Source organism: Amphritea atlantica, from assembly GCF_900111095.1.
GTDB classification, from domain to species: Bacteria; Pseudomonadota; Gammaproteobacteria; order Pseudomonadales; family Balneatricaceae; genus Amphritea; species Amphritea atlantica.
This window is the reverse complement of record NZ_FOGB01000001.1, coordinates 413,419-438,621: the sequence shown is the minus strand read 5'-3', so window position 1 is coordinate 438,621 and position 25,203 is coordinate 413,419. Positions and strand designations below refer to the sequence as shown.

General features: G+C 50.7%; 19 protein-coding genes. 2 read left to right on the top strand and 17 right to left on the bottom strand.

The genetic code is table 11. The features are described from left to right. Positions 1–56: 56 nt before the first annotated feature. From BMY09_RS01955 to BMY09_RS01920, 8 genes are all read right to left on the bottom strand, one after another. The gene (locus tag BMY09_RS01955; protein WP_091353205.1) at positions 57–605 is read right to left on the bottom strand and encodes a TFIIB-type zinc ribbon-containing protein; all 549 of its coding nucleotides are present in this window, start codon (positions 603–605) and stop codon (positions 57–59) included. 342 nt (positions 606–947) lie between these two features. Next, positions 948–2,138 carry a GGDEF domain-containing protein gene (locus tag BMY09_RS01950; protein WP_091353202.1) on the bottom strand — a complete coding sequence of 397 codons (1,191 nt, stop codon included), beginning with the start codon at positions 2,136–2,138 and terminating at the stop codon, positions 948–950. Positions 2,139–2,370: 232 nt separating this feature from the next. After that, positions 2,371–2,817, bottom strand: coding sequence for a GNAT family N-acetyltransferase (locus BMY09_RS01945; protein ID WP_091353201.1), 447 nt, complete (start codon positions 2,815–2,817; stop codon positions 2,371–2,373). 81 nt (positions 2,818–2,898) lie between these two features. Continuing rightward, a complete protein-coding gene (locus tag BMY09_RS01940; RefSeq protein ID WP_091353198.1) occupies positions 2,899–3,582 on the bottom strand; it encodes a type 1 glutamine amidotransferase in 684 nt (227 codons plus the stop codon). A gap of 9 nt (positions 3,583–3,591) precedes the next feature. Continuing rightward, entirely contained in the window at positions 3,592–3,906 is a 315-nt protein-coding gene (locus BMY09_RS01935) for a DMT family transporter (RefSeq protein WP_091353196.1), read from the bottom strand. 70 nt (positions 3,907–3,976) lie between these two features. Then, positions 3,977–4,996, bottom strand: a complete 1,020-nt coding sequence (locus BMY09_RS01930; protein ID WP_091353194.1) for a heme-dependent oxidative N-demethylase family protein — start codon at positions 4,994–4,996, stop codon at positions 3,977–3,979. A gap of 12 nt (positions 4,997–5,008) precedes the next feature. Then, positions 5,009–5,968, bottom strand: coding sequence for a PDR/VanB family oxidoreductase (locus BMY09_RS01925; RefSeq protein ID WP_091353192.1), 960 nt, complete (start codon positions 5,966–5,968; stop codon positions 5,009–5,011). Further along, positions 5,968–6,489, bottom strand: coding sequence for a dimethylamine monooxygenase subunit DmmA family protein (locus tag BMY09_RS01920; RefSeq protein ID WP_091353189.1), 522 nt, complete (start codon positions 6,487–6,489; stop codon positions 5,968–5,970). Before BMY09_RS01920 ends, BMY09_RS01925 begins: the two co-directional genes overlap by 1 nt. A gap of 253 nt (positions 6,490–6,742) precedes the next feature. Here BMY09_RS01920 and BMY09_RS01915 point away from each other — a divergent pair, with 253 nt between their 5' ends. Beyond that, the gene (locus BMY09_RS01915) at positions 6,743–7,693 is read left to right on the top strand and encodes a cupin-like domain-containing protein (protein WP_091353186.1); all 951 of its coding nucleotides are present in this window, start codon (positions 6,743–6,745) and stop codon (positions 7,691–7,693) included. A gap of 8 nt (positions 7,694–7,701) precedes the next feature. On the opposite strand, the gene arsJ is transcribed toward BMY09_RS01915, so the two are convergent. The 5 genes from arsJ to BMY09_RS01890 form a co-directional block, all read right to left on the bottom strand. After that, on the bottom strand, positions 7,702–8,913 hold the full coding sequence (gene arsJ, locus BMY09_RS01910; protein WP_091353182.1) for an organoarsenical effux MFS transporter ArsJ: 1,212 nt from the start codon (positions 8,911–8,913) through the stop codon (positions 7,702–7,704). A gap of 3 nt (positions 8,914–8,916) precedes the next feature. Beyond that, positions 8,917–9,927, bottom strand: coding sequence for an ArsJ-associated glyceraldehyde-3-phosphate dehydrogenase (locus BMY09_RS01905; protein WP_091353178.1), 1,011 nt, complete (start codon positions 9,925–9,927; stop codon positions 8,917–8,919). Between the two features lie 73 nt (positions 9,928–10,000). Next, positions 10,001–10,237 (bottom strand): thioredoxin family protein, encoded by a 237-nt coding sequence (locus tag BMY09_RS01900; protein ID WP_091353175.1) that lies wholly within the window; start codon positions 10,235–10,237, stop codon positions 10,001–10,003. Positions 10,238–10,272: 35 nt separating this feature from the next. Next, positions 10,273–11,262, bottom strand: a complete 990-nt coding sequence (locus BMY09_RS01895; RefSeq protein WP_091353172.1) for a permease — start codon at positions 11,260–11,262, stop codon at positions 10,273–10,275. A 14-nt stretch (positions 11,263–11,276) separates the two neighbouring features. Beyond that, positions 11,277–11,621, bottom strand: coding sequence for a metalloregulator ArsR/SmtB family transcription factor (locus BMY09_RS01890; RefSeq protein WP_091353170.1), 345 nt, complete (start codon positions 11,619–11,621; stop codon positions 11,277–11,279). Between the two features lie 169 nt (positions 11,622–11,790). Between BMY09_RS01890 and BMY09_RS01885 the strand changes: the two genes are divergently transcribed. Beyond that, complete coding sequence (locus BMY09_RS01885) at positions 11,791–12,504, top strand: TatD family nuclease-associated radical SAM protein (protein ID WP_091353168.1); 714 nt, start codon at positions 11,791–11,793, stop codon at positions 12,502–12,504. An 18-nt stretch (positions 12,505–12,522) separates the two neighbouring features. Here BMY09_RS01885 and BMY09_RS01880 read toward each other — a convergent pair whose 3' ends face one another. From BMY09_RS01880 to BMY09_RS01865, 4 genes are all read right to left on the bottom strand, one after another. Then, a complete protein-coding gene (locus BMY09_RS01880; RefSeq protein ID WP_245756487.1) occupies positions 12,523–14,142 on the bottom strand; it encodes a putative bifunctional diguanylate cyclase/phosphodiesterase in 1,620 nt (539 codons plus the stop codon). 400 nt (positions 14,143–14,542) lie between these two features. Then, positions 14,543–18,166 (bottom strand): bifunctional proline dehydrogenase/L-glutamate gamma-semialdehyde dehydrogenase PutA, encoded by a 3,624-nt coding sequence (gene putA, locus BMY09_RS01875; RefSeq protein WP_091353918.1) that lies wholly within the window; start codon positions 18,164–18,166, stop codon positions 14,543–14,545. A gap of 298 nt (positions 18,167–18,464) precedes the next feature. Further along, positions 18,465–19,934, bottom strand: a complete 1,470-nt coding sequence (gene putP / locus BMY09_RS01870) for a sodium/proline symporter PutP (protein ID WP_091353166.1) — start codon at positions 19,932–19,934, stop codon at positions 18,465–18,467. Positions 19,935–20,365: 431 nt separating this feature from the next. Then, on the bottom strand, positions 20,366–25,159 hold the full coding sequence (locus tag BMY09_RS01865; protein WP_091353164.1) for an NAD-glutamate dehydrogenase: 4,794 nt from the start codon (positions 25,157–25,159) through the stop codon (positions 20,366–20,368). Positions 25,160–25,203 lie beyond the last annotated feature (44 nt).

The following is a 25,203-nucleotide window of genomic DNA, read 5'->3' as shown; positions in this document are numbered from 1 at the left end:
TAACATCGCGGCAAAACATTTGTACTACGCAGGCAGAGATATCGACAATATGAAACCTATTTGTTAACCGAGTATGGGTCTTCTGCCAGCAGATAAGCCCTCAGATCAGCCTTGCGCGGGTGATCATTCAGCCACGACCTTATCTCTTTAATCTTTTCATATGACTCGTCACCAAACCGCTCCCTGTAGATATCTGCGAATGTCATTTCAGCATTCTGATCACGCAGTGCCCGCTGCCACTCAGCGGTAAAAATCTTATTTAATGAGCCCGCTAATTTCTGCTCCTTCAGATACTGCCACTCGCCTTTGTCCAGCAAGACACCGCCGACACTGGGACTGTAGTCCAACCGGTGATCACTGCTATTGGAAATTTTGTATTTATGCATCAGGGTGCCGGTCATTGGGCAGATTAATGCCTGTTTGCTATCGTCAGCTTCGAACGCATCTTCCTGAACAAAAGCGTGTTCCGGATGACGTTCCTTCCAGGCGACATAATCCTCTATCAATAGCCAGTTGCCACCGCAGTTATCGCAGGTATGTGCGCGAAATAAACCTTCCAGAAAACTGGGGACCAGATTACCTTTCTTACAGATCGGGCATTTCATCCTAAGCATTACCTCACATTGTGCTCAACAGATTAATTTTGGCAGTTAGCTAACGCAGATGCACGCCAGCCCCACTGTATAACAGGCAGGGTAACGGTAAGATTGAGAGAGGAAGTACTGAGCAGTATATCGCCATCTCCTGGCAGAAAAACGAGAATGCGGTTATGCACTCTTAACCTGGCCAGATCTCCTGCCAGCGTTTTTAACCTATCCCTTTGTTATCCTGTTGTTTTACTGACTTTGTATAAACCCTGGCAGCAAAACGGTGTTTCAGTTGCGATTATTGCAGACTAACGGCTGAGGAGTAGAAAATAAACACTAGCGTGACTATTTTGTACTTTACTATGACTCAGAACAGTCTGAATTTTCAGAGGTTAAGGCCCGGTTACGGGAATTGAATAAGTCCTTCTCATCTTCTGCTAACACAACCCGATTGCGGCCACTCTCTTTCGCTTTATAAAGGGCGCTGTCGGCGCGTCCGAGAAAACAGCGCTCGTTCTGATCCGACTCATCCAGCTCAGCTACACCGATGCTGACGGTGTAATTGAAAGAGATGTCATCCTCACTATGCATCGTTATACCCTTTATTTCTGAACGGATCCGCTCGGCTACCTGAACCGCCTGGTTCTGATCACAGGCGGTGAGCAGAATAGCAAACTCTTCCCCTCCCAGGCGGGCAACAACATCAATGTCACGGGCAAACTGATGACTAACAACAGACACATTGTGAATCACCCGGTCACCCGTCAGATGCCCATAGGTGTCATTCACCCGCTTAAACATATCGATGTCCAGCATTAACAGAGACAGCTTTTGCCCTGTGCGTTTGGCTCTGCGAACCTCCCTCGCTAACAATGGGATAAAGTAACGACGATTTCTCGCCCCGGTCAACGTATCCGTCGTCGATAACGCTTCCAACTGTCGCTCAAGCTGGTAGCGCAACAGATAGTGATGGGACTGGACTATCTGAGCCACTATCGCCAGCAATGCCGCAGGCCAGATCAGAGCCGCATATTGAAAATGCTGAAAGTTATCGGCGATCGCCAGCTCACCCGCAAGATGGGGAAGCAGCGTGGCTGACAGGGTATAAATAATATTGGTTATCAGAGAGAAGCATTGAAACACCAGCACCGCGATAAACATGCAATACATGAAACCACCGAGACCATACACAATTCCGTTATCAAGATGGTTCAGGATCAGAATAAAGTTTGCCTCCGCCGCCAGCATTCCCACAACCGTGATAATTGCCAGCCAGGCAGAGCTCTTACGGATAAAATACAGTGTCAGTGAATAGGCTAAAGCCGCCAGAAAAAGCAGCCGCAGAACCCTCGTATTATCGGCACCCACCGGATCGGTCACCCAATCCCATCCCCACAGAGCTGCCCAGAGAACGGACAGAAAAGCCGAGACAATGATGGTAAATCGCCGGTGATCTTCATACTTTTTCTGCAGAAAGTCACGATTAGGAAAAAGCAGAAATCGAAGCCCACCAATGAGAGTATCAGGAAGCTCTGCTGAGGATTTGATCACAGCTTAAACGCCTTACCAGGCAACTGCTGAGAGAGTACGTTATTCATCACATGACCTCCATCATCGCAAACCTGACCGGAGTCAGGTTAAAACTCCACAACACGACAATTATATCTGTTTTAGCTCATTAACAGACAATATAAGTAGTCAAAAGGATAAAAAGAGTTCCCATTCTGAACAGATGATATCTGTCGCCCTGGGCTGATCAAGACTGCAAGATGGCCCGGGCGCCTCAGGAGAGAAAAGTGCGCATCGCTACCATTGATGAAAGGAAAAAACCCTGTTGGTTGTAAAACCTTTTTGCCGCTGTATTATCCTGATCGGTTAGCAGAGTAATACGTTTCACCCCCTGCTCCCGGGCATAACCGATCGCGTGGTTTAACAGTGCGGTGCCGATGCCTGATCCGCGTTTTTCCGGTTCAACCACCATATCTTCCAATAAACAGACCCGGCCACCCAGCGCAGTGGAGATGCTGTATAACAGACTCACCATACCCACCAGCCTACCGGCCTCCCGGCTCACCAGAATGGTGCCGCTATCAGGCGACTCTATTATCGCTTTCAATCCCTGCCGTTGTAGCTGGATATCGGGTTTAAATTCCGACTCCTGCGCAAACAGATAGCCCAGCAAGCGACACAGCTCGGGAATATCATCCGGGGTTGCTAATGATATATTCATCACGCCTCCTGTCAGGAAGATTAGACATTAATCTGAAGATAACTATCAGTTGATGCTCTTAAGCATAACAGGAAGATCAGACTAAACCAGCGAATCCAGCAGCCCATGCATTATCGTCTGGCTCCGTGAGAGAAAAGCCTCACTGAGCAGTTGCTGTTGCGGCTGGACATATTTCCCTTCAGGCAAGCCATGGGGTTCTAGCGCCAGAAAAGCCTCCACGGTTCCGGGCTGGGCTTCCAGATGAAACTGCAATGCCCATACACGCGGCCCCAGACTGAATCCCTGGCAGGGCGTAATGCGACTGGCGGCAAAAGGCCGGGCTCCAGCCGGTAGTCTGAAACAATCTCCATGCCAGCTTAACAAGCTGGCGGTTTCAGGCAGCCAGGTCACATCAGTATCGGTTCTGATAACCGGAAACCAGCCGATCTCCACAGCACTGTTTCGATATACCTCAGCGCCGGCGGCTGACGCAATCAACTGGCCTCCAAGGCAGATCCCGATTATAGTTTTATTGTCTGCAATAGACTGACGAATCAGTTGTTTCTCTTCACACAACCAGGGATAGTCAGATTCATCATTAACACTCATCGGCCCGCCCATAATCAGCAACCAGTCAAATGAGTTTCGCCCGGGGAGTGCCTCCCCATGATCAAGGCGAATAGTCGTCAACGTAAAACCGCTCACTCTGGATGGTTCGCTAAACCAGTCATTCATTGAACCGATCCACTCACCTTCTGCATGTTGCAGTATCAACACCCGAACCATTAATCTTCCTCAGGCAAACACTTTGAGTCCCGCACCACCAGCAATGATCATGAAGATGCAACTGATTCGGATCAGACTACCGGATTCATCGAGAAACATTATCCCGTAGACTGCCAGCATAGCCGCTCCAATGCCGCTCCATACCGCATAAGCAGTACCTACAGGAATAGTGCGCATCGCCAGAGACAACAGTCCAAGACTGATAATGATCAAAGAGATACTGATTACCGAGGGCCATAAACGGGTAAAACCATCGCTGTATTTCAGCCCAACCGCCCAGAGGCACTCCAATATCCCGGCTATACAGAGATAGACCCAACCCATATTTTTCACCCTGACTACTGATTAACCATATAGAAAAACAGGGCTGCAAAACGTTTGCCCCGTAAAAACCTCAGTTTACTGGATCAAACTGCGCCAGATAATCCACGACAGTCCCGTGAAAGCGGGTTAATCCTTTGTAGTTGATCAACGGCTCCGGCAGGGTTTTCATCGCCCGGTGCATCCGCACTGCCCACTCTTTATTGGTCACCAGATCTTCAAGACTGAGCAGATAAGTACGGATGCTAAACATCATCGCATTACTGCGAGGCATCCGGTCTAACACTTGTAACTCAACCCGCAGATAGACTTTTTCACCCACATTTTCAGGCGTTACAGAGGTTCGTTCATGGCCCCATTCGTGATATTTCTCTGGTGAGGTGTCCATTCGGGCATTCACCGTCAGGGTCCAGTTAAGACGACGTACCGGTTTGCCCACAGGGATCGCAATCAGGTATTTCAGCGCCCGTTCGAAGATCCCTTCTCCGTGGGCCATCGGTACCGGACCATGCCACTCTTTAAAACTCATCCCGGCATCAAACGCCAGTGACCAGTCCGCGGGACAGGTGATAATACCCGCATCAAGGAACAGATCACCTTCGCGCTGATCCAGCAAAGCAAAATCCCCCTGCATCTGCCGACCGATATAATCCAGCGGCGGCATCGGCAACGAACTGCTATCCCCAAAGGTAAACTGATCCTTAATATTCAGTAGTTTATTTTCCCAGCTCCAGTGATCGCCGTCGCGGATCAGGCTGAAATAGTCCGGATAATCCTCTGACAGAGACACCATGATCCGTTCAACCATATCCCAGCAGGCCAGATCCATATGGGGCATCGCCAGACAGCGATGCGGCATCTCTTTTAAGACCAACTCACGCTCAGCCATTTCCGACAGATAATGCTCATCAATATCGAGAAAATGCTCATAGGCCGAACCCTCGCCCCCTTTTGGCAGGTGAGGCTCCATATTCACCGAATAACGATATTCATCTTCAGCGAAAGGAAAGGGGAAACGCTCAATCGCTTCAGCACTGTTACTGTAGGTAAAATCATCACGAAAACTCTGAATCTCTTTCGGTGCTACACGCATTGCTCTGCTCTCCTAAATATCTAAAACCAGTCGTTCGCCTGCCGCCCGGGAAACACAGGGCATCATCACCTGGCCCGACTGTTTCTCAGGCTCACTCAGATAGCTATCCCGATGTTCCACTTCACCCTCGGCCACCTTGCAGACACACTGGCCGCAAACCCCAGCCCGACAAAGGTTAGGGATCGCAATATCAGCCCCTTCAAGGGTCTCCAACAAACTGCTATCAGAAGAAACGGCCAGTTCTACCCCACTGCGACTCAGCTCCACCACAAAGGGCTGGCCCGGTTTCGCGCCAGCGAACTCTTCCCAGTGAACCGCACTGGCAGGAATGCCCATTTCGTCCGCAATGGCCCTAACAGAATCAATCAAAGATTGCGGACCGCAGATGTAAAAATGTGTACCCAGAGGCTGCTCTGACAACACCGCGGCGATATCGCAGCGGCTCCCCTGATCAGCATCATAGTTGCTACAATGGTTATCTAAGGTTTCCGCCAGTTCAGCGCTGTAGGCTCCTGTCTGTTTACTACGAAACATATAGTGCAGTTCAAACTCGGTCTCACGCTGCTGCAGTTCCGGCAAATAGGACAGGAAGGGAGTGATGCCTACCCCTCCGGCAAACAACACATGCTTTTTCGCCATCCAATCTGGCGCGAAAAGATTTGCCGGGGGTGAGATCATCAACTGATCTCCCACCGCTATCTGTTGATGCATGTAGAGTGAACCACCACGGGAATCCTCCTGAAGACGAACCGCTATGCGATACTGACTCTTATCCTGAGGGTTACTCATCAGTGAATAGGCATTGCGATAGGCTGGCTCGTTCTCAGCGCCTCCCATCGTCACAACTACATGCGCACCAGGCGAAAAAGGCACCAGCTCAGCATCGATTGCTTCGAGCGTAAACTCTTTGATCATCGGTGCGACCTGCTTAACGGCGGTCACCCTGACCGGGATTTGATCGATAACACTCATTAGCCCACCTCCCTTTTCTCTGGCATATCGCTGCTATCTTCTGCATTGGCCTGATAGCCAAAATAGGCGCTGTGTAGACGGGCAAAATGATCGGTGACTTCGAGACTCAGGCCACACCCGCTGCAGATGAAAGGTGAATAGGTCACTCCCTCCGTGATCTGGTAACAGTGACAGCAAAACAGATGTCGTTCGCGACTGACCGGTACCATCATTCTGATCTGATCAGGACGCAAACCTGCCTGCCGCGCATGGCTGGCCACCCGCCAGATAAAAGGCTCACTGCCAGCCAGGTAGAGAGTGCCTGTTAATGGCATAGCAGCCAGTGATTCAAGCAGCCGGGAATCACTGGCATCGCTGTACACAGCGCTCTCTTTATCAACACCACAGCCATCAAAAAGCGACTGCATCTCTCCGGTTACAGCCTGTTCAGCGATAAAGAGATGAAAGCTGGACTTCGGGTTTAGCTCTACCGGCGAATATGCGGGTTTGCTGACAACCCCATTCAATTGTTCTGTCTGCATCTGAGCCCTCCTGATAAGGTCCGGTTAGCATCATGATGTGCAACTAAAATTCCTGATAAGAATATTATGAGAGGCAGACAGAACCCTCAATTGTCATGAAGAGGTACTTCAAAGGGGGTAACAGGAAGAGAGTCTGAACAGTGTAAAAAGAAAACCGTACTACCAGTGCAACTTTTAACGGCTGTAAGATGGATTAAACTCCCTCTATAGGGCATATTAACCTTCATATTTCCAGTAATAACCAGGCCAGCTTATGCAGACTCTGCCAACGCAGAATAGTGGTTTCTTTGAAATTGCGCGTGAATCGTCAGATATCTCTTTTGAAGAGCTCTCTGAGAGATACCTGACCCCTGAGATACCGGTAATCATTGAGGGCGTTGGGAAAGAGTGGCACGCCCGTGAGTGTTGGAATGAACATTATCTGCATGAGAAACTATCCCAGGAACCCTCTGCATCCACCGCATCACTCTGGTACTGGATGAACCGGGATTCACTGACAGAAGACTACACCACGCCTGATTTTGTCAATCAGAGTCTGGACTCTCCACTGGTATTCCCCCGAACTCAGCATCTGCGATTATGGATTAATAAGAAGGGACATGTCTCTAGCTGGCATTATGATGGTAGCCTGGTTAATGTATTTAATGTGCAGGTAAAAGGGAAAAAAGAGTGGGTCCTTGTATCTCCGCATACCCCACTTGATTGCTATCCATATACCAGCTTTGCCATTATCAAAGGCGATGACGACAAAATGCTTAACGGCAAGGTGTTCACCCGGTTCGTTATCAATGAGGGTGATATTCTCTACATCCCCCCCGTGTGGTTCCATAAAGTTGTTGCCTGCGATGCCGAAAACATTAATCTGAACTGGTTGTTTACTAAAAAAGAAACCACGGCTACCTCAGCAACACTTAAACGAGAGGTTGAGCGTTATATAATCAATGACTACCTTAAAAATCATCGATTTAAACTCGTGAGAACGATGCTTAAACAGTTCAACAGGTATGCACCAGGGTATGTCAAAATCAGCTGGCGCTATCAGGAACTGATCAGAACGCCCTACAGCATCTCAAAAACTGATCTGGTTAAACATATCGCTAAGGAAGCCATTCTACTGGGTAAAACCCTTTGGCATCTAAATAAGATCAAAGCCTATACAAAAACGCTTTCTAAGCCGCGAAAAATACAAAAATCCCTGCCATAGCATCAACTTCAACGCGATGGCAGATACAGAGATATCCCCGCAGCTATCGCCAGAAACAGTGCCGACACCCAGAGACAGGCGGTTAATCCGGCGATCTGAAACAGGTAGCCGGACAGTACCGTACCAAGCAACCGCCCCATCGCATTGGCCATGTAGTAAAAGCCGACATCCATTGAAGCGCCATCCTCCCGAGCATAGCTGACGATCAGATAGCTGTGCAACGAAGAGTTGATGGCAAACACTCCGCCAAAGATCATCAGGCCAGCCAACAGAACGGTTTGAGGATAAAAGTGACTGCTCAGTGACACTGCGATCAAAACAGGTAATAGCAACAGGCCCAAAGCCCAGAAAAAAACCGCCCGTCCTCCGGGAATATGGCCGGAGCGTTTACCAGTGAAATAGGGTGCAACTGACTGAATAATGCCATACCCGATCACCCACAACGCCAGAAAGCCGCCAACGGACCAGTGATCCCAGCCCATAGTACTGGCCAGATAAACCGGCAGCGCCACCACAAACCAGACATCCCGCGCACCAAACAGAAACATGCGGGCGGCCGAAAGGGTGTTAACGGCGCGGCTTTTAGAAAAGACCTGACTGAACTTAGGCGAGGTTTTCGCCCGACCCAGTTCCTGTTTCAACGACACCAGGCTCAGCAACCACACCAGCGCCAGAACAACCGTCATTGCCAGTACCGCGCCCTGAAATCCCAGCAGCGTTAGCAAAACGCCTCCCAGAAAAAAACCAGCGCCTTTCAGGGCGTTCTTTGAGCCGGTGAGTACCGCTACCCACTGATACAGCGTGCCTTGCGCATTGGCTGGCACCAGCTGCTTAACTGAGCTTTTTGCGCTCATCTTGTTCAGGTCTTTAGCGATACCGGACAACGCCTGCGCCAGCATTACCCAGGGTACGGTGAGCATCGCAGCGGGAACTAACAGCATCCCCAGCGCCACCACCTGCATCCCCAGACCGATATTCATCGTCCTGTTAAGGCCGATACGCGCCCCCAGCCAGCCACCCAACAGATTGGTGACAACGCCAAAAAACTCATAGAACAGAAACAGCAGTGCTATATCCAACGGGCTGTAGCCGAGCTGATGAAAATGCAGCACCACCAGCATCCGCAACGCACCATCCGTGAGGGTAAACGCCCAGTAATTACCGGTCACGATGAGGTACTGACGCAGTTGTGGCGTCAACCGGGATAAAACAGAGGACACCACCTACTCCTGTTCTGCCACCAGCCGCACCAACTCGACCGTACGGTTGGCATAGCCCCATTCATTGTCGTACCAGAGGTAGAGTTTTAGCTGAGTACCATTGACCACCATTGTTGACAGCGCATCAACAATGCAAGAGCGGGGATCCGTCTTATAATCCACGGAGACCAGTGGCCGCTCCTCATAGCCCAGTATCCCCTTTAGCTCGCCCTCTGAAGCCTGTTTCAGCAACTGATTGACCTCAGCTTCGGTCGTGCCCCGTTGTAGCTCAAAGACACAATCGGTAATCGACGCGTTTGCCAGCGGTACCCGTACCGCATGGCCATTCAGTTTTCCCTTCAGCTCCGGAAAGATATGGGTGATCGCGGTGGCTGACCCGGTGGTTGTGGGTATCAGACTGCTACCGCAGGCCCGTGCCCGGCGCAGATCTTTATGGGGGGCATCCAGAATCGTCTGGGTATTGGTGATATCGTGAATCGTCGTCATGGAGCCATGCTTAATACCCAGATTCTCATGGATCACTTTTACAGCCGGTGCCAGACAGTTGGTAGTACAGGAGGCGGCGGTGACAATTGGATAGAGCGCTTTATCATAAAGGTGATGGTTAACCCCCATGACGATATTAAGTACGCCCTCCTCTTTCACCGGCGCAGTCACCACGACCCGCTTAACCCCCTGATCAAGATAGGGCTGTAACTTCGCTTTGCTCTTCATCACGCCGGAGGCCTCAATCACAATATCGCAGCCAGACCAGTCGGTATCTTCTATCGCCCTGTTCCGGGTACAGTGCAACCGCTTACCCTGAATAAGCATCTCACTGTTATCAGCGTTCGCTATCGCTGTATGCTTCCAGATCCCATGTACGGAATCGAACATCAGCAGATGTGCCAGCGTTGCCGCATCTCCCGCCGGATCATTGATCTGCACAAACTCCAACTCCGGCCACTCCCAGGCGGCCCGCAGTGCTAATCGTCCCATCCGGCCAAAGCCGTTAATACCCACTTTAATTGTCACCCGCTCTGCCCCCTTTGCAACGACCTTGTATGACGGTTGTTATGGTCAGTTATAGTGTTCTGAATCTGTCTGATTACGGCTGCAACCAGCCGGTAACATCAGCCTGCGTTGGAATACTACCGCTGTGTACCAGCTCTTCGTCGATCACAACTGCCGGTGTCCGCATAACACCGTACGCCATAATCACCTGAACATCGGTCTCTTTCTGCACCATCGCCTCGACACCCAGTTCGGTTGCCAGCTTCTCAATCAGCTCGGCTGTTTTTGTGCATTTAGTACAACCACTACCCAATACTTTGATATTTTTCATCACGCGCTCCTTGGTTTTATCTCCTTTCCCAACAATCACAACACCGGGAAAAGAAAATTAAAGATCCAGCCAATCAGGGTGAAAGCAAACAGCAGCATGGCAAACAGAATCGCCAGTAAACGCCACTGCATCACCTGTTTCAGCAGGATAAATTCAGGAAAACTGGCCGCCACTGTACTCATACAAAATGCCAGGGTTGTGCCGATCGGCAGGCCATTGGTAATCAGACTCTCCATCACCGGGATAACACCGGTCGCATTCGAGTAAAGCGGGATACCTAGCGCTACTGCCGCAGGCACAGTCCACCACTGCCCATCCCCCAGATTAGCTTCTATCCAGCCATCCGGTACAAAGCCATGCAACGCCGCACCCAGACCCACACCGATAATCACCCACTTCCACACCCGGCCAAAGATCTCCAGTGTTTCATCACGGGCAAACTGATGCCGTTCAGCCATCGACAGAGTCGATGCTGAAGCAGAACTGACCGGTCCGCTCTGTTTGCCTCGCTCCAGCGCTTTTGCAGCAAACGACTGCAACCAGCGTTCAGCCTTAATGGCGTCGAGGAAAAAGCCCCCGGCGATTCCAACAGCCATTCCCACCAGAATATATACAGCGGTAAACTTCCATCCCAGCAGACTCAATAGCAACAGTACCGCAACTTCGTTGATCAGAGGCGAGGTCAGCAGAAATGCCATGGTAATACCCACCGGTATCCCGGCTGACGTGAACCCGAGAAAAACCGGGATGCTGGAGCAGGAACAAAAGGGTGTCACCGCACCAAAACCAGCGCCCATCAGATAGCCTGCTCCACGATGTTTTCCAGCCAGAAAATCCCGCACCCGTTCAACATTGAGTGACGCCCTCAGAAGTGCGATCAGGTAGATCATCACCACCAGCAGGACAAAGATTTTCACCGTATCTTCAACAAAGAAGTGCAGCGCCTGTCCCATCCTGGTATCTGCTGACAAACCCGCAAGATGGTAAACAAGCCAGTCGGCTAAGCGGGTGAATATTTCGAACATGGAGCCTCCTCTGTTTAACAGAATGTTCTGTTACGGTCCGGACGGTCGCCCATCTGAGTTAAGCGCTGTTTCTCTTCAGCAATATAGCCCGGGTTTGTCACCATAGTTTCCCAGAGAATATTGCGGCACCAACCGGGAAGGTCCGGGTTGAGCCGGTAGAATACCCACTGACCGTGACGCCGATCACTGAGCAAGCCCGCTTTTTTCAGTTGCGCCAGATGGCGGGATACTTTCGGCTGACTCAGTTCTAACGCGGCGATCAGTTCACAGACGCACAGTTCCTTCTGCTGTTTAATCAGCAACACCGACTTCAGACGGGTTTCATCCGCAAGACACTTAAACAGATCAACAGGATGCATCGTACATATACCCAAAACCATATATATGTTTAATCATATATACAAAATGACCGATATTAAAGTGAAGAGTTGATGAATTCCCCCCCGAATGGCAGCTCCTTGACGCCAGTCATCATCCCAGGAATCAGTTATGCTATTCTCTGTCGCTCACACTCTTTCGGATCGATTCATGCATTCTCTGAAAAACAGCGCTGAGCAATACCTGTCTGAGCACGCTTCACCGGCAAAGGTTGCAACAGAAAAGCTAAAGCCTAATAAACCGATACAGCATCAGAGCATTCCAACGGATGAAACGCTGGTCTATCAGATTGAAAATAATCTCTATATCAATCTGACCGACCGCTGCACCCTGGCCTGCCAGTTCTGCCCAAAGCATAATGGCAGTACTGAGGTAAAAGGCTACGATCTGGCGCTGGAAGTCAGGCCTGAGGCACAACAGATCATCGATCTGATTGGGGATCCAACACAGTATGATTGTGTCGTGTTCTGTGGTTATGGAGAACCTACGTTGCGTCTTAAGCCGCTACTGGAGATCGCTCATTGGGTTAAGCGGCACGGTGGACAAACCCGGTTAAATACTGATGGCCTTGGCAATCTGGTTAATAAGCGTAACATTCTGCCAGAGCTGGGCCAGTGTATCGATGCTTTATCTGTCTCCCTGAATGCCCAGAATGAAGCAGTCTACATCCATCACTGCCACCCCATACTTCCGGGTTCATATGCTGCAATGCTGGAGTTTGTTGCCCTCGCTCCCGAGTACATCAGTGATGTCAGCGCCAGTGCAATCAACGGGTTGGACGGAGTCGATATCGACGCCTGCAGAGAACTTGCGCGACAGCGAGGGGTAACGTTTAAGCAACGGGAACTGGATATTGTCGGTTAAGAGGTGGGTAACAACGCGTCAAACTCTTTCCTGACACCACTGAACAAACTCCGCCTGGGGCATCGGTTTTCCCAGACAGAAACCCTGTGCCAGATCGCACCCCTCCTGTTTCAGCAGAGCCAGTGTTTCCATATCCTCCACCCCTTCTGCTGTCACCTCTAAACCGAGGTTATGCGCCAGATTGATGGTGGCATTTACGATGAGGGCATCACTTTCATCACGCAAAATATCGGCAACAAATGAACGGTCGATTTTAAGCTCTTTCAGAGGCAAACGTTTCAGATAAGAGAGCGATGAGTAACCGGTGCCGTAGTCATCGATAGAGAACTGAAATCCCATATCATGGATACGATGAATAATAGCCATTGCGGCATCAGGGTCGGTCATGATTGAGCTTTCGGTAATCTCCAGCGTTATCCAGGCCGGGTTGATACCAACAGCCCCTTTAATACCAGAGATAAGATCGGGCAATTCTGGATTATTGAGATCTTTAGCGGAAAGATTGATCGACAGCGCAACCTCCAGATCAGCCTGATGCCATTCGGCACACTGAGCAAAGCCTTCCTGGATCACCCACATGGTCAACCCCTGGATAAGCCTGGAGCGTTCCATCAGCGGGATAAACTGGTCCGGATAAAGTAAACCATACTTCGGATGATTCCAGCGCACCAAAGCTTCAGCGCCCAGCACCCGGTTATCCAACACGCTGATTTTAGGCTGATAAAAAAGCTCCAGTTCGCGGTTCTCTATCGCATGGTGAAGCTCACTCATCAGTGTTAACTGTTTGGGACTATGAGCATCAAACGAAGAATCGTATACCGCACTACCCTTATTAGCGTTCTGAGCCATATAGAGCGCAATCCCGGCTCGCTGAACCAGCGTATCAACATCCGTACCATGGTGGGGAAAATGCACAATACCTACATTAACCTGGGCCGCCAGTTTGATCTGCTCGATATAGAACACATCGTGCAGCACCCGGTGAACACTATCCGCCAGCTCCAGTACCGCTTTCTCATCCAGATTTTCATTCACCAGCAGACTGAAGGTGTTATTTTCCAGCCGGGCGATGGTAAACGGTGCAGGAAAGGCACTTTCAAGACGTACAGCAATCTGCTTGATCAGGCTGTCACTGCTGTTGCGGCCCAGGGTATCGCTGATCTCTTTATAGTTGGAAACCTCCACCAGAAGCACAGAAAAAACAGTATGCCTGCGGGGTGAAACGATCAGCTGTTCAACCCGATCATAAAACAGCTCTTTGTTTGGCAGATCGGTCAGCAGATCATGGGTCACACTGTGACGGGCCTGCTTCTCAAAACTATCGGCTTTATCCCGCAACTCCTGAGTCTGGTCCATCACCATAGCGCTGGCTTCATAAGCGAGTACGGTACTGGAATACTGTCCCCAGAAGGCGAATACAAAGGGGATCCCATCGAGAATCCAGAGTGCGAAGTTAGTCTTCTGAACGGCAACTATACTGGCAATGCTGATAGTACCGAACTCAAGATACGCCACGGTAACATTGGCGATAATCAGCGCCAGGAGGGCAACAGAGATCCCCTGCCAGGCGGTTTTTGACACCCGGGAACGGAATACCTTGACATTATTATGCAGAAAATCACTGGTCGATCCTTTCATCACCGCCACAACTAACTCCTTGTTGTAAAAGCCCTCTGTTTAAACAGCGGGTACCCGAGATTAGCACTAAACGCTCATCTGGAAAACTCTCAGATTGAAAATGTACGTAATCCTGTAAAGCCAAAGCATTTGCGATATGCCCCTCAACCGGCTGGCTCATATCCTGCTGAAAGAGCAAGTAGAAATAATCACGGTATTACACGAAATGGTGAACTGTTTATACCGGGAATGAGTGGCGTCTGAACGAAAAAAGCCCCTCACAGGGAGGGGCATAAAGCCGGTGATAGAAACACACTATTCCGACAGATCAACAATCCCGCGGAGAAAGGATTGCAGAGGTGAAGTATCACTGAAATATAACAGCGATACTTCACTGAGAGATCACCTGAGCAGCCGTGAGTTACTCAGATGCTGCGATCAGACTGGCGTTCCCCCCTGCAGCAGTAGTATCAATACAGAGGTGGCGTTCGAGAGTGAAACGCTCAGATGCATTACGCTCAGTAATCAGGGGGATTAATACCCCGTCACGGGACGCCAGAGCTACACGGTAAGCTTGCAGAACAGCCGTGTCGGCACAGCTGGCAACCGCAGCGAACCCGGATACTGTCGCCAAAGCCTGAGGCTCCACTAACCCACTGATCGCACGGACCGGTAAACCACCGGCGATAGCGGCCTGACATTCGGCCTCAGCCCCGGGAGCGATAACCACAACGGCATTACCCTGTGACAGAGCCAGAAGCGCATGATGCATAGCACTTTTCAGATCTGGTCCGAGACAGAGCACAGTGCCTCTGGCATGGGTGGAAAGCACATTAAGCTCCCCGGTCGGTCCGGGCATTGGCTGGGGTTCATGCTCCAGTGAAGAGAACAGGATATCTGCCCCGTTGAACAACTCTTTAAGCTTCTCAATCCGGCGGGTATCCATAGCCCACTTACTATTGTTCAGGCTATCGATGGCCGGTTGCAGGGCCCCCGCGGTAACCGCCGGAATCAGCTTAGACGGTACCGGTGCAGCAGTTTCAGTCTGCATAAAGCGCTTCACGTACTCAGGCCCACCTGCTTTTGGTCCGGTGCCGGACAAGCCTTCGCCACCAAATGGCTGGGATCCCACAATGGCCCCAATCTGGTTACGGTTAACATAGATGTTACCGACCCTGATACGGTTGCAGATCTGCGCTACACGGTTATCAACCCGGGTATGCAGACCAAAGGTCAGACCGTACCCGGTGGCGTTAATCGCATCGACCACTTTATTGATATTCTCTGCCTCAAAGGTAACAACATGCAGCACCGGTCCGAAGATCTCCTCCTCCAGTTCAGAGATACTGTCGAGTTTGATGACGGTTGGTGCGACAAACAGCCCCTGCTCGGGGATTGAGAGAGATTTCAGGACCCGTCCCCTGGCCGCATACTTGGCGCAATGAGCCTCTATCTTAGCTTTTGCAGCCTGATCGATGACCGGGCCTACATCAGTGCTCAGCAGTGCGGGATCACCCAGTCGCAACTCATCCATCGCACCGAACAGCATCTCCAGCAGGTTGTCAGCAATATCTTTCTGCAGATAGAGAACCCGCAGCGCGGAACAGCGCTGTCCGGCACTCTGAAAAGAGGACGCCAGAACATCACGTACGACCTGTTCAGGCAGTGCAGTGGAATCGACGATCATGGCGTTCATACCACCGGTTTCAGCCACCAGCGGTGCGTCAGGAGCCATATTTTCCGCCATCACCCGGTTGATCCGCTGTGCCGTTACCGTAGATCCGGTAAAGCAGACACCCGCGATACGGCTATCAGAGGTCAGCGGGGCGCCGACAGCAACACCACTACCCGGCAGCAACTGGATCACATCGGCAGGAATCCCGGCCTCATGCATCAGCTCAACGGCCCGGGCTGCAATCAAAGGCGTCTGATCAGCGGGCTTAGCCAGAACGGCATTTCCGGCAGCGATAGCAGCCAGCACCTGACCGGAGAAGATAGCCAGCGGGAAGTTCCAGGGAGAGATACAGGTAATCACACCACGCGCTTCACCGGCGGACTCATTACGCTCAGCTTCATTGGCATAGAAACGGGCAAAATCCACCGCTTCACGCACTTCGCCTACGGCATCACGCAGGGTTTTACCCGCTTCACGGGTTGCCAGTGTAAACAGTTCCGGTGCATTCTGCTCAAACAGATCAGCCACTTTACGCAGGCAATCAGCGCGTTCTGAAGCACTTTTCTGTGACCAGCTTGCATAGCCATTCTGAGCGGCGACAATTGCCGTTTCAATATCTTCAGGGGATGCAGTCACTACCTGACCGACACAGTCTTCAGGCAATGCAGGGTTATAATCTGCACTGCTTTCGCCCCCCTGTGAAGCACCTGCAATCACCGGGGCAGCATGCCACTGTGCGGTTTTGAATTGAGCCTGTTGCGCCTCAAGCTCGGCAATGGCTACCGGATCGGTAATATCCCAGCCCTTCGCATTCTTACGCTTGTCGCCAAACAGAGCAACCGGGCGGGAGATAGCAGTACTGCTGATATTCTCTCCCATCGCTTCAACCACAGAAAACGGATCACGGGCGATATCTTCAGGTTTAATCCGGGTATCGACAATCTGGTTGACGAACGAGCTGTTTGCACCGTTTTCCAACAGCCGGCGTACCAGATAAGCCAGCAGATCACGGTGAGCACCTACCGGTGCATAGATACGGCAACGGGTACCTTCACCCTTCAACACCGTATCGTGCAATGATTCACCCATGCCGTGCAGGCGCTGAAACTCAAACTGCTTGTTATCCAGATCACGGGCCAGATGCAGAATACCGGATACAGAGTGAGCATTGTGAGTGGCAAATTGCGGATAAATGCGATCGGTCATCGCCAACAGTTTTTCGGCGCAACACAGATAGGAGACATCGGAGTTGACCTTCCGGGTGAACACCGGAAAACCATCCAGACCCAACTCCTGAGAGCGCTTAATCTCAGCATCCCAATAAGCCCCCTTCACCAGACGCACCATAATTTTACGATCCAGGCGGGTCGCCAGGGCATAAAGCCAGTCAAGCACAAAAGAGGCACGGGGGCCGAAAGCCTGTACCACAATACCAAAGCCATCCCAGCCAGCCAGAGCCTCATCGGACAAAACCGCTTCGATAATATCCAGCGACAGATCCAGACGGTCCTGCTCTTCAGCATCGATATTGAAGCCCATGTTAGCTTCTTTCGCCTGCAGGGCCAGGGTTTTAGTACGTTCAACCAGTTCAGTCATCACCCGTTCTCTCTGACCAAACTCATAGCGGGCATGCAGCGCAGAAAGCTTAACAGAGATCCCCGGATTCATGCGGATATCAGAGTGGATGCACGCCGGAGCCAGCTTCCCGATAGCAACACTGTATGCCTGATGATAGCGCAGTGCATCGGCATCGGTACGCGCGGCTTCACCGAGCATATCGTAAGAATAGGAATAACCCTGTTTTTCCAGCTTACGGGCATTCTTGGTCGCTTCCTCAATCGTACGGCCGAGTACAAACTGGCGGCCCAGCTCTTTCATCGCCTGGCCCACGGCAGTACGCACAACGGGCTCACCCAGGCGCTTAACCATGGCGCGTAGCGTCTGCGTAACTCCTTTATCTTCAGCAGGCGCAATCAGCTTACCCGTCAGCAACAACGCCCAGGTTGAGGAGTTCACCAGTGAAGATTTGGATTTACCCAGGTGCTCGCCCCAGTTACCCGATGCCACTTTATCTTCAATCAACGCATCGATTGTCATTGAGTCAGGCACCCGCAGCAGTGCTTCCGCCAGACACATCAGAGCCACACCCTCTTTGGTGGTGAGGCCGTATTCACCCAGAAATTTTTCCATCATCGAAGGCGAACTTTCATTACGAACTGTGGTTACCAGTTGCGCAGCATTGGCAGAGATCTGCTTACGATCTTCTGCTGTCATACGCGCATTTGCCATAAGACCACGGATAACCTGAGTCTCGTTTGCAAGGTAGTGCTCACGTATTTCGGTACGGCACTGGTCAGTTGTTTTTGTCATAGTTTCACCTTTTAAAAATCTGCTTGAAAACAGCTCTGCTCTGGTTCTGCTGTTTGCGTATTTACCCATTTTCATTGCAAGAACGATTCATGTACCCCATTCTAAACAGTCCCATAAAGTCGTTTTCACTATAAAGTTATATTTTTTAAGTAATTGTCATATTTTTTAAACAAAAACAAAAATTAAGTCTCGTTAAGTAAAAAATATTTAGACAATTAACCCTAAAGAATCACGTTAAAAAACATCTTATAGACATAAAAAAAGCCCCTAATGGGGCTTTATGCTATTCAGAATAAGTCTAGTCTTTTATTTCCGCTACGACACTTTCAAAACGCTCAGTCACGGATCGGGCCGGAGCCGCTGTCGCCAGAGTTGCAACAACAATAGCGATGAACGCGAATACAACGCCAGGAATAATCTCATACAGATCAAACCATCCGCCAGTCAGCTGCTTCCATACCACAACTGTGACACCACCGACAATAATCCCCGCCAACGCTCCTGCCGTGTTCATACGTTTCCAGTACAGCGACATAATCAGGGCCGGGCCAAAAGCAGCCCCAAAACCAGCCCAGGCGTAAGACACCAGACTCAGCACCTTGGAATCTTTATCCAGCGCAAAGAAAGTCGCAATAACCGCTATCGCAATCACCGCAAAACGACCAACCATGACCAGTTTTTCCTGGGAAGCTTCCTGATTGAACAGGGCTTTATAAAAGTCCTCAGCCAGTGCAGAGGAGGACACCAGCAGCTGAGAGTCTGCAGTACTCATAACGGCCGCCAGAATTGCCGCCAACAGAATCCCGGCAATCAGCGGATGGAACAGCGCATCAACCATAACCATAAAGACGGTCTCATTATCCCCCAGACCATCAGGCAGATAACCGATGGCTGCCAGCCCGATCAGGCAAGCCCCAGCCATGGAAAAAGCTGACCAGATAACCGCAATGCGACGGGCGGAGGGAACAGCGTCTTTGCTGGAAATCCCCTTAAATCGCGCCAGAATGTGAGGCTGACCAAAATAACCCAGTCCCCAGCCCAGCAGCGACAACGTACCGATAAGCGTGATAGAGCTGCCATCCGCCTCGGTAAACATATTCAACAATTCAGGATTTTTGGCGTTGACGGCCGCCAGCGTCTGGCTCATCCCCCCCAGCTCACCAATGGCAAACAGAGGTACCAGCAACAGGGCGCCAACCATCAGCAGGCCCTGCACCACATCGGTCCAGCAAACCGCCAGATAACCGCCAAACAGCGTATAGGAGATAACAGCAACAGCGCCCAGCAATACCGCCAGGGTATAATCGAATCCGAATACTGTTTCAAACAGCTTGCCACCTGCAACCAGGCCTGAGCTGGTGTAAAACAGGAAAAAAACCAATACAAAGAAGGCCGATACGACACGAAGACTGCGGCTGCTGTCATTAAAACGCTTTTCGAAAAATGCTGGCAACGTCAGCGAATCTTCAGCCTGCGCGGAATAGACCCTCAGTCGCTGCGCAACGATCAGCCAGTTCAGCCATGTCCCCACCAGCAGACCACCCGCCAGCCAGAACGATCCATAACCTGCAGACATTGCATAACCTGGCAACCCCATCAGTAGCCAGCCACTCATATCGGATGCACCGGCACTCAGCGCACTGGGAAATGCTCCGAGATTCCGCCCCCCCAGTACATAATCAGAAAGATCCTTGGTGCGACGATAAGCAACAACCCCTATCGCCAACATCAGAACCAGATAGATAATAAAGGTCAGTGTTATTATCATGCATAAGCCTCATCGATTTTAGAATCTGCTAACCACATCTGCGCTGGCAAACTACATAGCCGTACAGTGCACAGGTTGCAGATTCAATTATTGTTATAACCGGTATCGCCACCGGCATTTTGTATGTTTCAGACAGGCTCAGAAAGCCTGCTTCCCCCCATCTGCCACCTCAGTGAGCAAACGCTGAAACACAGAGTCTGTGCTGCGATACTATGTAGTACCCAAATGCAGACAGTGAAGCGACATAGCTTACAGAACAAAAAGCAGCCTTTTTTCCTATTTAAACAAAAATAAAAGAACATCCTTTTATTTAAGTGAGATTTTGTAGGTTTTTATTCAAACAGAGTACCGCATCACAGACACCTGCTTTTCAGACATAAAAAAAGCGGAGCCGACAGATGCCGACCCCGCTTTTTACAATGATGGTTGCGTTAACGAAGTTCGAGCAGCACACTCAGCGCCACTGCGAAAATCGAGCAGTCAATCAGTTTGGTATTCTGAATATCCTTGAGCGTGTAATGCCAACGCTCCAGATGCACCGCCCGCTCCTGCTGCCAGCGCTCCAGCCGCTGTTTGACACTACTTCCCGGCTCCCCTGTCTGCAGAACTTTCAGTGTCAGTGCCCGATGCTGGTTATCCAGTTCAATCCGATAACTGTTTTTGGCCAGTGCCTGCCAGTGGTTAACCGCAACAAACTGACGGATCTGCTTATCCAGCCAGATCAGATTGAGGCTGGTCCCCACACCAAAATAGGTGCTCGCTACCTGCTCAACATCCTCATTGGTTTCGCGGGCAACATCGATCACATCCAGCAACCAGTAAATATTTTCACTGGCGGCACAGAAGGCTGCCAACTGACCCGGAGTTCCCGCTCCGGTATAACTCTCATATTTTTCCTTCAGACGATCGGCTGGAATCACTTTATGGATCTGTTTATCAGAAACCACTACCTGGTCAATGGCTGGTTTATAAACCTCCAGACAGCCCTGCATACTGAGACTGTCACGATGATGTCTCAGCAACCACTGCGTACCCCGGCCAAGCAGCTGAATCAGGTCCCGCATCATGGCAACCTGCAGATCCGCTGGTATCTGATTGTCCAGTGCTTCAATCTGCTGCCACTGATGCTCAATATTAAAGATCTCACGGGCTGCCATATATGCCGCTGCGATCTGAGCATAGCTGACACCGATCGCCGTACTGAGGTTATTTACAAAGGTGATTCCCATCCGGTTAATCAGATCATTGGCGATCTGAGTGGCGGTAATCTCCCGATGCAGACGGTGGTTATGCATTGCCTCAGGAAACTCCTTCAGCAAACGCGCCGGAAACGCCGTCTCCATCTCTCTGGAAAAGCCTTCATCCTCGGTAATCCAGGAATTAATCAGCGCCTGCTTCAACTCAATCCGCGCATAACAGATCAATACTGACAACTCGGGCCGGGTTAACCCCTGCCCCTGCTCGCGGCGCTGTATAAGCTGTTTCTCCGTGGGTAAAAACTCCAGCTCCGGATTCAGTTTACCCTCCCGTTCCAGGCTTTTAATCAGGCGGATATAATCATCGAGGGACTCCCGGGAAAAAGCCTCAGCGATATTCAGTGCCTGCGCCTGTCGGTAGTTGTTTTTCAGCACCAGCTCTGCGACATCATCGGTCATATCACGTAACAGCTGATTACGCTGTTTCATCGTCATATCACCCTGGCTGACCAGTTCATTCAGCAAAATCTTGATATTCACTTCGTGGTCGGAACAGTCCACACCGCCGGCATTATCGATAAAGTCGGTGTTAGACGAACCGCCATTGAGAGCAAATTCGATCCGTCCTAACTGGGTGAACCCCAGATTGCCTCCCTCGCCCAACACTTTGCATCTCAGCTCACAACCATTGACCCGCACGCTGTCATTAGCTTTATCGCCAACATCGGCATGGCTTTCCTGAGTCGCTTTAACGTAGGTTCCGATACCGCCGTTCCACAACATATCAACGGGGGCTTTCAACAAGGCGTTGATCAGATCATTCGGGGCCAGGCGATCAGCGGAGATCGCAAAGCGCTTTTTCATCTGGGGTGAAATATCGATCCATTTAGCCGACCGGGCAAACACCCCTCCACCTTTACTGATCAGCTTGCTGTTATAATCTGCCCAACTGGATCGTGGCAGTTCAAACATCCGTTTCCGTTCAACAAATGCGCTGGCAACATCAGGATCGGGATCGATAAAGATATGCATGTGGTTAAACGCCGCTACCAGACTGATCGTTTCAGAGAGCAACATACCATTACCAAACACATCACCCGCCATATCACCAATACCAATCACAGTAAACGGCTCAGACTGAGTGTTGACCCCCTTCTCCCGGAAGTGAAGTTTAACCGACTCCCAGGCCCCCCGGGCAGTAATCCCCATTCCCTTATGGTCGTACCCCTGACTGCCGCCGGACGCAAACGCATCACCCAGCCAGAAACCATACTCTTCGGAAATCGAGTTAGCGATATCGGAGAAGGTTGCGGTGCCCTTATCTGCGGCAACCACCAGATAGGGGTCATCCTCATCATGGCGCACCACCGATTCAGGGTGAACCACTTCACCGGCAATCAGGTTATCGGTGATATCCAGCAATCCGCGAATATAGGTTTTATAACACTCGATACCCTCGGCCTGAATCACTTCCCGATCAGCGGTATCCGGCATCCGCTTACAGATAAAGCAGCCCTTGGCGCCCATCGGTACGATGACCGAGTTTTTCACCTGCTGAGCTTTCACCAGCCCCAGCACCTCGGTGCGATAATCCTCCATCCGGTCGGACCAGCGCAGACCACCCCGGGCAACTTTACCCACCCGCAGGTGTACCCCTTCAATGCGGGGTGAATAGATAAATACTTCGAACTTCGGTTTCGGTTGCGGAATATCCGGAATCGACTGAGAATCAATTTTGAAAGAGAAGTATGATTTATCTTCTCCTGCTTTCTGCTGGTAAAAGTTGGTTCTCAGGGTCGCTTTAATGACCACCATAAAGCGACGCAGGATCTTATCATCATCAAGGCTGCTAACCCCGTCCAGCGCGCTGAGGATATTCTGCTCGATTTTCTCTTCCTGACCAGGATTCTGTTGGCCAGGTTGAAAACGGCAGCGGAACAGCTCTACCAACTGCCGGCTAATGTCAACATTACGCACCAGAACATCCGCCAGAAACGGCTGAGAGAAGCCGAAACGCAGTTGTTTAATATAGCGACCATAGGCTCGCAGCATGGCGACTTCACGCCAGTTGAGGTTGCCGCAAATAACCAGACGGTTAAACTCATCACTGTCAGCCTGCCCATCCCAGACTCTGGCAAAGGCTTCCTGCAGAATCACTTTCACCTTATCCAGCTCAACCACGGCCTGCGGTCCGTAACTAACCCGGAAATCGCTGATCCAGAACTGTTTACCATCCCGGTCAGTCACCACATAAGGGTGTTCACTCAGCACTTTAAGCCCCAGGTTTTCCAACAGCGGGATCACTTCGGACAACACCAGAGGACGATCAACACTGAACAGCTTAAACTTCAGAATCCCCTCTGCTTCTTCAAATGAGCGGTAAAAACTCATGGCAATCGCATCCGGCGACTGCAGATAAGAGATATGCTGGAGATCATACACTCCGTTACCCGTGGAGAAGTTCTCTTTATAAGCAGAGCTGAAACCACCACTGAAACGGTTGACAAAGCGGCTGCCCTTCTCTTCGCCGTAGGTTTCAATCAGGTTGAGATTCAGATCATCATCCCAGGAACGTGAAATCTCCAGAATCCTGGCTTCAATGGCTCTCAGATCAACTTCAACCTGCTGATCGGGATCCGCATAGATAACGAAATGGGTGCGGGACAAAACCGATTCAGAGATCTGAGAGTTGGCTTCATAATCCCGCCCATGCAACCCTTTATACAGCAGGTTTAATACCGAGTTTCGCAGTTTGGTGGTATACAGGTCGCGGGGGATATAGTAGAGGCAGGAATAAAAACGCTTACTGGTATCCTGGCGGACAAACAGGCAGGCCCGACGACGCTCCTGCATATTAAAGATACCAAAGCTGGTCTGCTTCAGATCGCTGGTTTGTGCCAGAATCAGCTCTTCCCGGGGCATATCGGTCAGGATCTGCACCAGTGCTTTATGGCTGTGACCACCCGGTTCAAAACCACACTCAGAAAGAATACTGATCAGTTTCAGCCGCACTACAGGAATCCGCAACGGATTGGTCAGGAAGACCGAAGAGGTATACAGGCCGTAGAAACGACACTCTCCGCACACCCGCCCCTGCTCATCAAACCGCTTAATTATGACCAGATCCCGGTACACCGGCCGGTGCACCGTGGAGCGCACCACATCTTTACTGAACATTGCCACCTTCTCAGCCAGCACAAACTGCTGTTCCAGATGACTCAGCTCTTTACATACCGTCGTGTTGCGCTGGGTACCCAGTTGCGAACCTTTAACCGTATCAGCAAAAACCTTTCCCTCTTCCTGGCGAATAGCAACCTCTTCATAGCCCTGGAAGATAAAGTTCTCATCCATTAACCAGTCCAGCAGTTTACGGATCTCTTTAATCTCAGGGTTGTTTGCATCACGCAGCCGCAACTCCTCTTTAATTTCCTGCCCTTTCTCTTTGATGGGCAGAAAATCATCGACCACGGCTTTCACATCAGCCAGCACTCTTAACAGACCATCACGTATCTCATCCAGAGTTGCCTGATCGGAGTGACGTTCAATCTCCAGATAGATCAGCGATTCAACCTGAGTATTTTCATCACGTTCACGGGCCGATTTAAGATTTTTAAGCTTGTGGGTGCGGGTTCGTTCGCATGCCAGGACACAGTTATTAATGCTCAGTATCGCCAGCTCACGACGATTGAGTTCCATTCTGACGGAATCCACCAGAAACGGCACATCCACATTGTGAACCTGTATCACCGTATGGTTTGAGTGCCAGCCGTGCTGTTCGTAGTCGGGGTTGAAAACTCTGACATCGGGGTCTGGTGCTTTGTAATCCTGCAGCAGTTGCCAGTATGACAACGCTGTAGCGCAGAGATATTCAAGTGAACGGCTCTGCAACTCTTCCGGCGCAGCGACACTAAAAAACTTTTGTGTGAACAGTTGCATCGATGCTTGCATACTCTTGCTCGCCTGAGCAGAGAGCTTTTCGCTGATCAGATCGATAATCTGAGATTTGGTCAGTCCCAATAAATCATGCATTTTGTATAGACTCCAGATAGCACTCGCGACGCCCGGCAGGTACC

Bases quoted from the DNA above. Each gene is read 5' to 3' on its own strand.
- BMY09_RS01885 (WP_091353168.1), top strand. From the start codon at position 11,791: ATGCATTCTCTGAAAAACAGCGCTGAGCAATACCTGTCTGAGCACGCT.
- BMY09_RS01900 (WP_091353175.1), bottom strand. From the start codon at position 10,237: ATGAAAAATATCAAAGTATTGGGTAGTGGTTGTACTAAATGCACAAAA.
- BMY09_RS01895 (WP_091353172.1), bottom strand. From the start codon at position 11,262: ATGTTCGAAATATTCACCCGCTTAGCCGACTGGCTTGTTTACCATCTT.
- BMY09_RS01940 (WP_091353198.1), bottom strand. From the start codon at position 3,582: ATGGTTCGGGTGTTGATACTGCAACATGCAGAAGGTGAGTGGATCGGT.
- BMY09_RS01920 (WP_091353189.1), bottom strand. From the start codon at position 6,489: ATGCAGACAGAACAATTGAATGGGGTTGTCAGCAAACCCGCATATTCG.
- BMY09_RS01930 (WP_091353194.1), bottom strand. From the start codon at position 4,996: ATGCGTGTAGCACCGAAAGAGATTCAGAGTTTTCGTGATGATTTTACC.
- BMY09_RS01925 (WP_091353192.1), bottom strand. From the start codon at position 5,968: ATGAGTGTTATCGATCAAATCCCGGTCAGGGTGACCGCCGTTAAGCAG.
- putP (WP_091353166.1), bottom strand. From the start codon at position 19,934: ATGATAATAACACTGACCTTTATTATCTATCTGGTTCTGATGTTGGCG.
- BMY09_RS01935 (WP_091353196.1), bottom strand. From the start codon at position 3,906: ATGGGTTGGGTCTATCTCTGTATAGCCGGGATATTGGAGTGCCTCTGG.
- BMY09_RS01915 (WP_091353186.1), top strand. From the start codon at position 6,743: ATGCAGACTCTGCCAACGCAGAATAGTGGTTTCTTTGAAATTGCGCGT.
- putA (WP_091353918.1), bottom strand. From the start codon at position 18,166: ATGACAAAAACAACTGACCAGTGCCGTACCGAAATACGTGAGCACTAC.
- BMY09_RS01880 (WP_245756487.1), bottom strand. From the start codon at position 14,142: ATGAAAGGATCGACCAGTGATTTTCTGCATAATAATGTCAAGGTATTC.
- BMY09_RS01955 (WP_091353205.1), bottom strand. From the start codon at position 605: ATGAAATGCCCGATCTGTAAGAAAGGTAATCTGGTCCCCAGTTTTCTG.
- BMY09_RS01865 (WP_091353164.1), bottom strand. From the start codon at position 25,159: ATGCATGATTTATTGGGACTGACCAAATCTCAGATTATCGATCTGATC.
- BMY09_RS01945 (WP_091353201.1), bottom strand. From the start codon at position 2,817: ATGAATATATCATTAGCAACCCCGGATGATATTCCCGAGCTGTGTCGC.
- BMY09_RS01890 (WP_091353170.1), bottom strand. From the start codon at position 11,621: ATGCATCCTGTTGATCTGTTTAAGTGTCTTGCGGATGAAACCCGTCTG.